Origin of the sequence: Chryseobacterium sp. CP-77 (assembly GCF_036362765.1) — a bacterium.
GTDB classification, from domain to species: domain Bacteria; phylum Bacteroidota; class Bacteroidia; order Flavobacteriales; family Weeksellaceae; genus Chryseobacterium; species Chryseobacterium cupriresistens.
The window spans coordinates 319,554-333,496 of record NZ_CP143637.1; the positions used below are offsets into that span (position 1 = coordinate 319,554).

9 protein-coding genes are annotated in these 13,943 nt (G+C 39.6%); 7 read left to right on the forward strand and 2 right to left on the reverse strand.

Annotated features, from left to right (window positions below; all coding sequences use genetic code 11):
- The first annotated feature begins 15 nt into the window (after window positions 1-15).
- Together V0410_RS01460 and V0410_RS01465 are read left to right on the forward strand one after the other, a co-directional pair.
- Window positions 16-567: an AAA family ATPase gene (locus V0410_RS01460; protein WP_330746015.1), complete on the forward strand. Its 552-nt coding sequence runs from the start codon at window positions 16-18 to the stop codon at window positions 565-567.
- A gap of 51 nt (window positions 568-618) precedes the next feature.
- On the forward strand, window positions 619-1,182 hold the full coding sequence (locus tag V0410_RS01465; RefSeq protein ID WP_330746016.1) for a DUF6624 domain-containing protein: 564 nt from the start codon (window positions 619-621) through the stop codon (window positions 1,180-1,182).
- Here the strand turns inward: V0410_RS01465 and V0410_RS01470 are convergent.
- Together V0410_RS01470 and V0410_RS01475 are read right to left on the reverse strand one after the other, a co-directional pair.
- Window positions 1,179-1,517 carry a nuclear transport factor 2 family protein gene (locus V0410_RS01470; protein WP_330746017.1) on the reverse strand — a complete coding sequence of 113 codons (339 nt, stop codon included), beginning with the start codon at window positions 1,515-1,517 and terminating at the stop codon, window positions 1,179-1,181. The genes V0410_RS01465 and V0410_RS01470 overlap by 4 nt on opposite strands.
- A gap of 63 nt (window positions 1,518-1,580) precedes the next feature.
- Window positions 1,581-2,732: a tetratricopeptide repeat protein gene (locus V0410_RS01475; RefSeq protein ID WP_330746018.1), complete on the reverse strand. Its 1,152-nt coding sequence runs from the start codon at window positions 2,730-2,732 to the stop codon at window positions 1,581-1,583.
- A 148-nt stretch (window positions 2,733-2,880) separates the two neighbouring features.
- Between V0410_RS01475 and V0410_RS01480 the strand changes: the two genes are divergently transcribed.
- From V0410_RS01480 to V0410_RS01500, 5 genes are all read left to right on the forward strand, one after another.
- Entirely contained in the window at window positions 2,881-3,384 is a 504-nt protein-coding gene (locus tag V0410_RS01480) for a DinB family protein (RefSeq protein WP_330746019.1), read from the forward strand.
- Between the two features lie 76 nt (window positions 3,385-3,460).
- Window positions 3,461-5,227, forward strand: coding sequence for a S41 family peptidase (locus V0410_RS01485; RefSeq protein ID WP_330746020.1), 1,767 nt, complete (start codon window positions 3,461-3,463; stop codon window positions 5,225-5,227).
- Between the two features lie 502 nt (window positions 5,228-5,729).
- Entirely contained in the window at window positions 5,730-7,892 is a 2,163-nt protein-coding gene (locus V0410_RS01490) for a type VI secretion system Vgr family protein (RefSeq protein ID WP_330746021.1), read from the forward strand.
- The gene (locus tag V0410_RS01495; protein ID WP_330746022.1) at window positions 7,892-9,151 is read left to right on the forward strand and encodes a tetratricopeptide repeat protein; all 1,260 of its coding nucleotides are present in this window, start codon (window positions 7,892-7,894) and stop codon (window positions 9,149-9,151) included. Before V0410_RS01490 ends, V0410_RS01495 begins: the two co-directional genes overlap by 1 nt.
- 18 nt (window positions 9,152-9,169) lie before the next feature.
- Window positions 9,170-13,936, forward strand: a complete 4,767-nt coding sequence (locus V0410_RS01500; RefSeq protein ID WP_330746023.1) for an RHS repeat-associated core domain-containing protein — start codon at window positions 9,170-9,172, stop codon at window positions 13,934-13,936.
- Window positions 13,937-13,943: the final 7 nt, after the last annotated feature.

Consider the following 13,943-nt stretch of genomic DNA (forward strand, 5'->3'; position numbering starts at 1 on the left):
CTATAATTCAAACCCATGAAACAGAATATTTCAACATTCTATATCATTACCGGAGGTCCTGGAGCAGGAAAAACAACGTTGCTGGATGAATTAAGCCGCCGTGAAATGATAACTGTACCTGAAGAAGGAAGGAGAATCATTAAAGAACAGGTGGATTCCGGTGGAGAAGGGCTTCCATGGCTTAACAAAGAACTTTTTGCAGAACTGATGTTCGAAGAATCTGTAAAAACCTACCTGGGAATAAGTCAGACAACTTCTGCAAAACCTGTTTTCTTTGACCGTGGAATACTGGATACACTTGGTTATATGAAACTTGAAAATATTCCTGTTCCGGAATCTATGGAGGTTAAAGCAAGAGAAAAGATTTATCATAACAATGTTTTCATTCTGCCGCCATGGAAAGAGATTTACGAAAATGACCCTGAAAGAAAACAAACCTTCGAGAAATCTATGCTTACCTTTGAATGTATGAACGAAATTTATCAGGAATATGGTTACAATATCATAAAAGTCCCGAAAATTTCAGTAGAGAACAGAGCCCGTTTTATCCTTGACAGGCTCATATAAAGTATCATCATCACCTATTAATTATCATTCATCAATTATCAATTATCAACTATGAACCATCTTCCTTTTGAAAAAGAACTGATCGAAATGGCTGACAAAGACCTGTCCGTAAGAGAAAAACTATTGCTGGCTGGAGAATTATCCGGAGGTTATCATCCCGAAATGGAAAAGATCCATAGAGCCAATGCACAACGGCTGCGGGAAATTATTGCAGAAATCGGTTATCCTACCATCTCAAAAGTAGGTGAGGAAGCTAGTGATGCAGCATGGCTGATCATCCAGCATGCTATCGGCGAACCCGAATTTATGAAAACAAGCTACGCTATGATGGAAAAGCATTGTAATGATATTAATCCTATTCATAAAGCCTATTTATACGACAGGATTCAGGTTTTTCAGGGTAAACCTCAAAAGTATGGTACTCAGCTGACCTCTGACGGAATAATGTATCCCGTAGAAAACAAAGAAAAGTTAAATACAGAACGCGAAAAGGTAAATCTGCGGGTCCTATCCGAATCAGATATTAATAAAATCCCGGAGGTCCAGGACATTCCGGAAATTGATAGCAAAGACGCTGAATATACCGCCTGGAGGAAAAAAACAGGATGGATTTAAGACTCTTTTAATAAAGGTCTCGGATCAAACAGAACTTTTAAAGTACGGATCTTTCCATCCTTTATGTGATACCATCCCGAAGATTCTATTGTTTTTTCTCCCATATCAATATTGTACCAGAAACAAACATCTTCACCGGAAGTAAAAGTCTTAAGAATCTCATACTTAAACTTCATCTGCTTCATATCTTTGATGTAAACAGAAGCTCCTTCTCTCTTTCCCATTACCCCTATAAATTTAAAATCAGGATCAAGACAGCTTTCTGCCTTATCGAAATTTTCTTCGTTTAGATATTGGATAAATCGTTCTGCTGTGTTTTGCGTTATATTGTCCATAATATTCTGTTTATTGTCTATACAAAATTAACGGATCACCGGAGATTCTTCTTGTGACTATAATCATAAAGAGCCTATCTGTTTTAAAGCAAGAATTCTTCCTTTTGCATAGGCAATCTGCTCTTTTTCCTTATCCTGATCAGGATTGTTTTTAAGGTACATCTGATAATATGTTGCGGCATTCTTAGGCTGCTTCAGATTGAGATCATAAAGAAGCCCCAAACGGTAATAAATAATATTGCTGGTACCAAAAGTTAATCCTCTTTTATAAGCTGTCACAGCATCATTATACTGGTTTTTAGCTTCATAAATGCCTGCAAGTGCAGCATAATAAAGGTTGGTGTGATCTGAAACAGCTTCGTCAATAGTCTTTTGTGCATAGATGGCAGCATTGTTATAATCTTTCAGTTCACGATAGCTCAGGGCCATAAAATATAATGTACCTTCATTTTGTACTCCCATATCTTCCAGTGTTTTATAAAGCGTAATACATTTCTGATAATCCTTTACATAAAAATAGGACTGTCCGAGATCATTCATTACATTAACATCAGCATGGTTTTTCAGGAGCTTTTCACCTGTTTCAATCACTTCCGGATATTTGTGGAGTTGGTTGGCAGCCGGCAGTAGAGCCTGCAGTAAAGTAAAGTTCTCAGTATCGGCTGCAATGGCTGTTTTCAATACATCATACGCAGATTGGTATTGTTTGAGGCTGATGTAAGTTGCAGAAAGATCAAAAGCAACATCGGGATCTGCAGAATTAAGGCTATTGGCTTTTTTGAGGTAAGAAAGTCTGGATTCAGGAGTTTCTGCATAAGCAGCAAGCTGTTTATAAGCACTGAAATTAATACTGTCCAGCCGGATAATCTGTTGAAGATACGTTTTGGCATTGGAAACATTTCCCCGTCTGGAATTGATACTGGCCAAACCGAATAAGGTGGGCACACTGTCGGGTTGAATGGTGTTGATCTTCAGATAATTTTTTTCTGCTTCCGGTAGTTTTCCGGCCATCATATTACAATAGGCTATTTGCGACAGAGCTTTTATATCCTGTGTATCTCCGGGATATATACTCTGAAGATAAGTAGCTGCATCAGCATAACGTTGTGTTTCGTAATATTCAAGAAGTTTTTCAGTATTAATTTTTGAAGACTGGGCAGTAAGATTTTTAAAGCTTAATAGAATAATACACAAGCAGATTCCTCTTTTCATCATGGTTATTTTTAACTAAAATATAAGTTATTTACCAGGGATCCAAATTTTAGTCTCACTTATCGGGGATTTTTTTTATTCTGAATGGTTTATGATGAAACACTAAGTCAGATTTCTTATATTCACTTTATATAAAAATCAGGCAAAAGATATGGAAATAAAAACTGTACAGTCATTCATTGATTATTATGAAAAAATAAGAGAGAGAACCAACCGCATTATTGAAGTTGTTCCTCCTGAGCATATTGATTTTTCCTATAAACCGGGAAAATTTACCATTGGAGATCAGATAAGACATATTGCAGCCATCGAAAGGTATATGTACGGGGAAACTATATCAGGAAGAAAAAGTGCTTATCCGGGTTGTGGTAAAGACCTTGCTGACGGCTATGGGGATACCGTTAAGTTTTTTAATGAAATGCACAGGCAGACTCTTGAAATCATCGCAGGACTTTCAGATGAGGATCTTACCAGGAAATGCCTTACTCCTGCCAATCATGAAATTTCTGTGTGGAAATGGCTCCGGGCTATGATAGAACATGAAATCCACCACAGGGCAGAATTATATATCTATCTGAACCTTCTGGATGTAAAAACCCCACAGATCTATGGATTTTCTGCAGAAGAAGTACAGGATATGAGTGTGAAACTATAGTGCTGAAAGGGAATAGCCGGAGCATATTCAATCGGTTGAGGTTAATTTGTATATTAGCCCATTCAAAAAAATAATAATGGCCAGACCTCTTATCCTCCCTCTTTTGCTATTCTTAAACAGTGCATATGCCCAGACTCATCTGGAGCTTAAACCGGGAGACACCCTCAAATATTCACCACAATCTCACAAACCATCATGGATTTCGGTACAGTCGGCTGATGCTAATCTGGGAATTGCTTTGTTCATGGATGGAAAAAAACTGAAAGAACAGGATGATTCCAGAGGAATAAAAAGTATCGAGCGCCTGTATTTTACTCCTGAAAAAGGAAAGAAATATGAAGTAAAGATCTGGGCTAAATCTTATCTTGAAAAAAGTAAAATTGCAAAAGTATCTATTGCTGAATCTAAAAGCGTACCTGTTCTGAACGGCCAGTTCAGTTCCGATCAGTTTGTGGAAGATCTCAGAACATTCCGTCTGATCAGGGAAAAAGCAAATTCCGGACTCTATGTGTACAGAAGTAAAAAGCAGATAGACAGCATCTACCAGCAAGCGGAAGCAGAAGCCAGAAACAGTAAAAATATTTTTGATTTCTATAAAATCATTGCCAGACTTACCGGATTTGAAGGAAGCTGCCATAATTATACGGATTTACCCAATCATGCCTCCTATTATCTCACCCAGAAACCTGAATATCTACCCATCACTCTGAAGAATATTGACGGACGCCTGCTTCAGGATTCAAAAGAGGCAGCAATACCTCTTGGTGCCGAAATTCTTTCCATCAACGGAGTTCCTGCAAAAGAAATGATCAGCCGTTTCTCGCAATACTATTTTTCTGACGGCTATTCCATGCCTTACAAGGAAACGACAGGTTTTGAAAGAGGAATGCTGGATAAATTTTATATGGAATTCGGAAACCATAAAAATTATGTGATCCGATATAAATGGAATGGTGCCGTAAAAGAAGTTTCTCTGGAAGGAATACCATTGGAAAGTTTCAAAAAACTTCAGGAATCAAGATACTCACTTGCCTTTGACAAAAAAATGCTGTCTGAAAAATATAGCTTCAGCAAAGAAGGAGAAGGAATTTACAGATTATCTTTGAGAGGATTCGATTTTGCCACCGGAAAAGAAGATCCGGCCTATAAAAAATTCAGTGTTTTTCTTGATCAGATGATGGATACTCTGGAAAAGGAAAAAATACAGAATCTGATCATTGATCTCAGAGGAAATACAGGAGGCACAGGAGCTCTTTATGAAAAAGTATTCTCTTATCTTGCACAAAGACCTTTCCGTGACAGTCACTATGCTTATACCCAATTCAATGAAGTCCCTTTGGAGGAAAAACTCATTATAACTCCTCTTTTTCTCTCTAACGGCGTACAGGATAAACATGGCCTTAATGCCTATCTGAAACAGCTTTACCCTAAAAGTGTTCAGGGAAAATATTACTGGGCAGATGATAAGAATCCATCCGTTTTGCCTAATGAAAGAACTTTTAAAGGACAGCTTTATCTGCTTGTTGATCAAAGGGTAGCTTCTGCAGCTTCACACCTTGCTTCCCTTATTAAATCCTATACCAATGCTGTTGTGATTGGAAAAGAAACGGTAGGAGGCTATTATGAACATAACGGCCATCTTCCATTGGTGTATGAACTTCCCAATACCGGAATCCAGACCGGATTTTCTATTGTTCACGTCATCCAGGATGCTCAAAATCTTCCTGATCAGAAGAGAGGGCAGGGAATTATTCCTCACGTGACAATACAGCAGACCGATCAGGAATTTCTTGATCAGACCGATGTTTATCTGAAAAAAGTAGCAGAACTTAGAAAACAATAAAAAGTTTTTCACACCTATAAAGCCAGCTGTAAATTTATTTTTTGCAGCTGGTTTTTTATTATAATATTTTAGGTTATTTCTATTTTAAGTGATAAATTTATACTTTTGATATAGAGGTATTTATTTCTTTTTTTTAATCATTTATTTTGGAATTATTGATGAAAAGTCGTAGAACTACGACAAAATTTCAGATTATCCATCGAAAATTTCCTGAATAGCAATTACCGCTTTATCTTTGTAATACCACCAATCCAACGACAAAAAATTAATAATGATTACAATCTGCATATTACAACAATAAAATCAGGCGAAATCCTGAATTTCAACAGGGATACAAAGTAAACTTATAGTTGTGCTTTTCCTTTTAACACCCTGTTACGACCTTAATATCCGGATTCCTCTTTACAGATGAAGCACGGATAGTGAAATGATCTGAACTTTATGGTCCGGATCACTTTCAGCTTAAAAAAATCTGACACCCAATCAATCAAATATTACCATTATGTTTCAGGACGATCATTCACCCAAATTGCCTGTTTCCAAAGATAAAATTTCAGCTGTAAAGAATGTTAAACAGACATTGACGGATGAGGCAGTTCATAAAGCTGCTCAGGAAGTACAGGAAAAATCGAGTGGAACCATTAAAAAAGCTTCAGAAAAAATGGCTCAGGCCCAGGCCTATACAGGGATGGCTCAAAACGGGTCCCAAATGTTTATGAACCAGGTTAAACAATCCAACCCTCCCACACTGGTAGAAGATAAAGTATGGTCTAAGCAGCCAACTTCAGGAATTTATAATGCCAGTACGATACCCGGAAATCAGGTAGCCGGAATTAACCGTGTGGTAAAACTTGAAATCGTAATTGACGGAAAGGTCATTAAACATTTCAAGCATTTTCAATTAAAACAAAGTGCTGTAAAACATCATGAATTTGATCTGATGCTGGCTCACGATAGTTTGGGAAATTCCGAAAACCACAATCTGGAAGAAGCTCAGAACTTTCTGGGAAAAAGAATTACTGTTATTTTCAGATATAAAGATGTTGAAGACGGTCCGGAAAGAAATTTCGTTGGAGTCATCACAGAAGTAGGTTTCAGCCAGGAAAAAGGAAGCCTGGGAAATATCGTTCTTACAGGATCCAGCCCTACGGTTCTTTTAGATGCAGCACCCCATATTCAAAGTTTTGGCGGAGCCCAGGAAATCAGCCTGAACAGTATCGCAGACCAGGTGATCAAAGAAGGTCTGGGACAAAATACGTTCGATTTCAGAGTAGATGCGGCCCATGGAAATGTTTCTTACAGCTCACAATATGAAGAAACTCATTATAACTATCTGGCCCGGATTGCGGAAGCCTACGGTGAACAGTTTTATTACGATGGCGAAGTACTGCATTTCGGGAAACTTCCACCTCAGGAAAAACCTGTAAAGCTAACCTATGGCAGCAGTGTGAGTGATGTCAAGATAAAAATGAAGGCACAGCACGTGAATCCGTCATTTTACGGTTACAACAGCAGTAAAAATGAAAAATTAACGGCAGGAAGCTCAAAGATTAATCATACCTCAGATATTGCGAAGAGAGCCTACGAAATTTCAGAAAAAACATTTACCACTCCATCGCTGAGGGTAGCGCCTATAAAAGCGGTGTCTTTCATGGATGTGGAAACTTCCCAGAAAGGAACTGCCGGAAGTAAAGCCGCTGAAGTCTTCGTTATTTCAGGAGTTACAACAGTGCCATTCCTTTATCCCGGCTGTATCGCTGATATTGAAATGAGAAAAGCCGAAAGCAGCGAAACAACCTATTTTACCAAATTAATGATTACAGATATGTATCATGAGGTAGATGCCAGAGGATATTATACCGGAACTTTTGAGGCTATAGCTTCTGATACCGGATTCATTCCCCGCCCGGAGTTTCATACTCCAAAAGCAGATGCCCAGTTTGCCAAAGTGATTTCCAATGCAGATCCTTTAAACCAGGGAAGGGTGAAAGTGCAGTTCGACTGGCAGAATGGTTCTACTACCACAGAATATATCAGAGTAATGACTCCCGATGGCGGAGGCAGCGAAAAAGTGAGTAAAAATCGTGGATTTATGGCGATTCCGGAGGAAGGAGATCAGGTAGTGGTCAATTTTGCACACCAGCATCCTGACCGTCCGTTTGTGATGGGAGGAATGTTCCATGGCGGAGTTGGCGGTGGCGGCGGTGCCGGAAATAATATTAAAAGCTTAAGCAGTAAAAGCGGACATACCATGAGTCTGGATGATGCAGGAGGAATTACCGTAAAAGATAAAGATCAGAATTCTGTTTTTCTGGATGGAGCGGGAAATATAAGCATAGACAGCAAAATTTCCATTACGCTGAATTGCGGAAGCAGCTCGATTTATATGGATAAAGAGGGAAATATTCAGATTAAAGGAAAAGAAATATTCGTACAGGGAGTCAATATTGGTGTTGGTGGCACAACGAGTATCGGAGTTGGAGTAGGGCCTGAAGACGGTGAGCCTACTTCAGGTGTCGGAATCAAATCCGATACACTGGATATCGGAACCAATACGCTTTCCATGAGAGGTGATACTGAAGCCAATCTCAGCAGTGGAGGAAAAATCAATGTCGGTGGAGGAAGCGAGACGAATATTGTAAGTGGAACTGTAAAACTGAATTAATGAATCCCGTAGATCTGGAGCTGGTTAAATTAAAAAGACAATGGCAGAAAGTGGTTTCAAAAAACGAAGAAAAGCCTATGCTGATCTGTTTGGGAGAAAAACATGAAACCGATCTTTTTGATGGATTTATCAAATCGAAGCTTTCTGAAGATGAAGAAGGAGACGATGTTTTTTTGCTCCATTATCAGGAATTTAACGGGATGAACTCCTTCGGACAAACCTTATTGGATGAATGGACTGAGTTCTATGAAATGCTGAAGAAAAGTGAGGAGGATATTCCCCAATGGGATCTCAAAAAACCGGAAGAAAGTTTTAAAACAGATGCTTACAAAGCTTTTTATCCTTTGCTGGAATTGAAGAAAAACTTCCCGAATATTAAGGATTCTAAAATCTATATCTACATTGCCCCGCTCAGGATTAATGATACCGAAGAACTTTCTTTATGGGTGAAAGAATGGTGCAGGATCTGTGAAGCAACGGGAAATAAAGATATTAAACTGGTTTGGGCGGAACATCACCATTACAGGACTTTGTCCGGCATCTCTTCAGCACACAGCTTCAGAATAGAGGTAGACATTCATCAGTTAATGCAGAATACTGCCGCTCATACCAACCGTAAGAAGAACAGCCCGGATACAGACTTCCAGCAGCAGATTCTTATAGCGAGTAATCATTTAAGCAAAGAAAGATTTAAAGAAGCAGAGCACGCCTTGAAAAAGGCGGTGAAGCTCGCCGGAGAACAAAAAAATAAACAGGGCGAAATTTCTGCCTATTTTATGCTTACCCAGGCATATATAGCGGACAGGAAGAAGGACAGGGCAGAAGATACCTATCGGACAATATTTGAAAAAGTAGAACCTGATACTCCTCTGGAAGTTCAGATGTATATGAATTATGGAAGCCATTTGTTAGGCAACTCCAAAAAGTCCAGGGCAGAAAAAGCATTTGAAAAAGCCGCAGAGACGGCTCATAAAATAGGAGAATATGCAATGGCGATTGAGTGTTACAGGATCATCGCTACATTGAATGATACAGTGCTGACAAAAGATAAAATGATCCGGTATTTTGAAAAATGTCTGGATATAGCAAAACTGATGGATGCTTCAGCAAGAGAACAGAGCAGTCTGAGGTTTGTTGCCTCAATGCTTATTCTTAAATATGAAGGCGATACTGATAAAAAAACAAAACTGGACAGTGAAATGAAGACTTATTTTGGTGATGACTGGAAGGTGAGCGTGGAAAAACCAAAAGCAGGGTAATCTCAAATTAAAAGAATCATGGCAGATCTGAATAAAAAAACAGTAAAACCCATTAAAGTAGCAAAACCGGACATGAACCCAGACCGCTCATGGAAGGTAAATACAGATGTTACTTCGGTAAGCTGGGATAAAACCAAACAGGGATGGAAGAACGGAATGAAAAATAATTTCGATTCCCTGAATCCCGTTTCCATGGCTAAATCTATAGTGGGAGGAGATGCCGGACAGCCGGAAAAAAGCAGTGGAGGCGGAGGTGGCGACAGTGCCGTGACAGTAGAAAAGGCCGCTCCGGAAAGCAAAGTGAAACTGATTAAGGTCAATAATCCTGCAATGCCTTCCACAGCCATTCAGCATACAAGTAAACATTTTGATATTGTACTGGCCATTGATATCCACTGGACTCTCATTCCGCCGCCACCTTCATTCATGTTTATTCCATTGCCGCTGCCTCATCCGTTTATCGGGATTGTTTTTGATATTATGGATTATATTACCATTAAAATTCCGATTCCGCAATTTGCCAGAAACCTGATGCCTTCTCTTCCTGAAAATATTCCGCTGGGTGGCTCTATATATGTTCATGGAAGGCACAAAGCAACCACCACAACCAGTGTGATGGGAGTGGTCATTCCTTTCAGACATGTCACATCGCTTATTCCGGTATACATCATTCCTTTTCCTCAGGAAGCTCCACATGAAGGAGAAGTGTATTACGGTTCGCAGACCGTTCTGGCGCAGGGAAGTAAAATGAGCGGTAACCAGCCTCAGCAGGTATTAACCTGTATGGGATTTCCTTTCGGAATGACAATGCTGCCCGCAATGCCTGATAAGCCAAAGAAAAATCCACTGGCCTATTTTGCTTTCTATAATAACTTTTCAAGCATGTATATTCAGATCAATACGGGTGGACCGGTTTTGGTAGGAGGCGCTTTTGTACCCCATGTTTATACACCCGGAGAAATGCTGATGCGTCTTGCCGGGATGTTTTTAATGAGAAGTTTAACCAAGAAATTAGGAAAACTTGGTGCTAACGGTTTAAAAAAGCTAAACAACAGTGTTCTTAAAAAAGCACCTTTCAATAAATTCAAATTAGCCAATGCCTTATCTAAAAAATTATGTCATTACGGCCTTGAACCTGTAAATTTTGCAACCGGTGCCATGGTTTTTGAATGGGATGATTTTATAATTCAGGGCAGTACACCTTTAAGCTGGAAAAATATCTGGCACAGCGACAGGCCTTATGATTTCGGACCTCTTGGAAATGGTGTTTTTAATAATCATGATCTGTTTATTCTTCCTGATGAGGATAATAAGTTTGCAGGCTGGATGCATCCGGACGAAAATATGGCAATGCTGATTCCTGCACCTGAGATCGGAGAAGAAATGACTTATTTCAGAGATCAGAAGATATGGCAGTACAGGCCCAATAACAGTATCTGGATCGTTCGTAAAGGAACTGATGTCTATACATATCAACGTTTCCATCATATTTCGGAAGGAGTTATTTATAAGGTAACCCGTATTGAATATGGAGACGGAACTATCAGGGAATATGAGTATGAAGCCCGGAATATTGTACTGAAAAGTATAAAAGATGTAAAAAGTGGCTGCAGTATAGAAACTGTGATTCATCCGGAATATAAAAAGGTGACAGAAGTTTACTTTTGTTATAAAAAACAAAGAGATTTGCAGGTTAAATACAATTATGATGAACGTGGCAACCTTACCCATGTCTGGGATATTCACAAAAAGGCCATTGTGTTTGACTATGATGGAGAAAACCATGTTGTGAAAAGAACTAACCGGAACGGGATGAGCTATCAATGGGAATATGATAAAAACGGAAGAGTAGTTCATACCAAAGGTACGGATGGATATATGGAAGGAAGACTTCATTACCATGATGAGGAAGGTTACACAGAAGTTATCTATCCAAAACAAAATAATAAAACCGAGGAATATCATTATGATGAAAACTTTCTGGTTTACAAAAATGTAAATGGAGAAGGTGGAGAAACCTGGTACGATTATACAGCCCACAACGAGTTGAAAATGATGGGGTCCCCTGAAGGAAGAGTTCAGGGATATACCTATGATGAAATGGGAAATATTAAAATTTTCCATACCCCGGATGGAGAAGAATACCATTATCAGTACAATGAATTCGGACAGGTAATTGCCCGTTTCTCTCCTTCGGGAGCTTCGGAAACATGGAGCTATGATGAAGAGGGAAAACTGATCAGCTATACCGACCCTGCCGAAGAAACGGTATACTATGAATATGCAGACGGCGAAAGAATTCCTGAAAGCAGCAGCAGAGAAGAGATTGTTACTTATTATAAATATAACCAGAGAGGCCAGCTTACTCAGCTCACCAACACTGCCGGAGCCGAGCAGTACTGGAAATATGATGAGTATGGAAGGCTGACGGTGTTCAGCCCGGGCCCTTTGAACAGAACCCTCTGGAACAGGGATAAAATGGGAAGAGTGGTTGAAGTGAACGAGCAGGGGCAATTCCCGCTAAAACTCCGTTACGATGCCTATGATCTTCCGGTGTACGCTACCGACGGGCGTGCAGAATGGCTCATGAGCTATACGCCGATGGGAAGCCTAAAACGTCAGGTCCGCAGGAATGCTCTTTCCCATAAAAAAGAAGAAACGTTGTTTTTCGGGTATGATGCTTATGAAAATTTAATGAGCATTACCAATGAGAAAGGAGAAGTCTATTCTTTTGAAAGAAATAATAATAATGATATCATTGGTGAAATAGGGTTTGACGGCCAGAAAAAGTTCTTTGTAAGAGATAAAGACGGAATGGTTACCCAAACCAGGACTCCTCAGGGAAAAGATATTTTTCATGAATATGATCTGGGCGGAAGATTAACACAGACCCATTATCCCGACGGAACCTGGGAAGCCTATCAGTATGACACTTCAGGATTATTGGTTAAAGCAGATAATGAAAACAGCAGTGTCGCTTTTCAGAGAAATAAATTAGGGCAGGTCACCAGTGAAAAACAGGGTGAACATATCATTCAGTATGAATATGACAGTCTGGCAAATCTGATCGGTTTGAAAAGCAGTCTGGGAGCCGAAGTAGACTATTCTTATAATGATCTTGGACAGCTTACATCGGTAACTGCCGCTACTCCGGAAGTGCATGCACCCTGGCAGATGAATCTTGAGATCAGCCGAAACGGGCAGATGCATTCCCGTGAAATGACCGGCGGGGTGGAAAGCATTTTTGAATTTGACCATATCGGAATGCCGGTAAGTCAGAAAGTAACAGTGAATAAAACCAATACTACCTTCCATAAAGACTACGGCTGGGGAGCCGGAAACCGGTTGCTTCATACCCTGGACAGGATGACGGGCGGAAGAACAAGATTTGATTACGATGCTTTCGGAAGCCTTGTTGCTGCAGAATATTCAAGCGGAGAAGTGCAGTACAAAAATCCGGATGCTACGGGATGTTTATATGAAAGTGCCCGGCAGACTGACCGCGTCTATGACAAAGGAGGAAAGCTGATGCGTGATAAAAACTGGTTCTACCATTACGATGAAGAAGGAAATTTATTGTTAAAAAGTAAACGGCCAATCAACGATGCCAGACCTGAGCGTAAAGAAGAACAGGAGAATACGCATCCTTATTATAAAACCATTGCTTCAGATTGGATGAACAGCCCGAAACTGCCGGATGGAGCCGATTTACCCAATGTAACCGAAGACTCTCCAACAGAAATTCAAAACCCGGAATGGTCCGCCGGAGACTGGGCATATTCCTGGAATGCCAACGGAATGCTGGCCAAAGTAAAACGCCCCGACGGCAAAGAAGTAAGCTTTGAGTATGATGCCCTCGGAAGAAGAACCTCAAAAATTGGTCTGAAGAAAATAACTCGTTATATTTGGGATGGTAACGTTCTCCTGCATGAATGGAGCTATGATGCTGAAGAAGTTCCTGTAACGGTTGTAGATGATGACGGGAATGTCAGCGTTGGAAAAGAACCTGTGGAGAATGTGGTGACCTGGGTGTATGAGCGAAATTCATATATACCATGTGCCAAAATTATCAATGGAAAAAGTTACTGCATTGTTTCTGACTATATAGGCAGACCTGTTCAGGCTTTTGATGAAGGAGGGCAAACCGTATGGAGTACAGAATATGATGCATATGGAAACCTTAAAAACTTAAAAGGAAATAGATATTTTATTCCTTTCAGACAGCTTGGACAATATGAAGACCAAGATACTTGGTTATACTATAACAGGTTTCGTTATTATGATATAGAAAGTGGAAATTATATTTCTAAAGACCCAATTGGATTAAAAGGAGGATTAAGTCTTTACAACTATATAAAAGATATAAACTGGTGGGTTGATATTTTTGGTCTAGCGGGATCTGGGGGAGCTTATCTGTTTGGATTTGCAAGTGGGGATAAGTATATAGGAAAAGGTGAAATTGGAAGAATGAATCAATCCATTTCTACAAGAACTTCACAAGTTGGTAAAATGGGTGGAGATAATACTCTTATTGGAAAAGCACATGTTAGTACAGGAGGAAATAATGATCTTGGAAAAATGGTTGAGTATAAAACAATGAAAGATGCAGGTTTCAGACCTGGTGGAGCTGGAGTACCGGCGGATTATTTAAATAATCATATGAGTGGTAAATCTACTTGGGATGCAAACCCTCAATTACAAGCAAGAGCAACAGAATTGGCAGATAAATTACAAGCTGATTATGATGCTGATGTAAAAGCAAGAGCAAAAGTAAATTATAATTGATTTTAGT

Bases quoted from the DNA above. Each gene is read 5' to 3' on its own strand.
- V0410_RS01460 (WP_330746015.1), top strand. From the start codon at position 16: ATGAAACAGAATATTTCAACATTCTATATCATTACCGGAGGTCCTGGA.
- V0410_RS01465 (WP_330746016.1), top strand. From the start codon at position 619: ATGAACCATCTTCCTTTTGAAAAAGAACTGATCGAAATGGCTGACAAA.
- V0410_RS01470 (WP_330746017.1), bottom strand. From the start codon at position 1,517: ATGGACAATATAACGCAAAACACAGCAGAACGATTTATCCAATATCTA.
- V0410_RS01475 (WP_330746018.1), bottom strand. From the start codon at position 2,732: ATGATGAAAAGAGGAATCTGCTTGTGTATTATTCTATTAAGCTTTAAA.
- V0410_RS01480 (WP_330746019.1), top strand. From the start codon at position 2,881: ATGGAAATAAAAACTGTACAGTCATTCATTGATTATTATGAAAAAATA.
- V0410_RS01485 (WP_330746020.1), top strand. From the start codon at position 3,461: ATGGCCAGACCTCTTATCCTCCCTCTTTTGCTATTCTTAAACAGTGCA.
- V0410_RS01490 (WP_330746021.1), top strand. From the start codon at position 5,730: ATGTTTCAGGACGATCATTCACCCAAATTGCCTGTTTCCAAAGATAAA.
- V0410_RS01495 (WP_330746022.1), top strand. From the start codon at position 7,892: ATGAATCCCGTAGATCTGGAGCTGGTTAAATTAAAAAGACAATGGCAG.
- V0410_RS01500 (WP_330746023.1), top strand. From the start codon at position 9,170: ATGGCAGATCTGAATAAAAAAACAGTAAAACCCATTAAAGTAGCAAAA.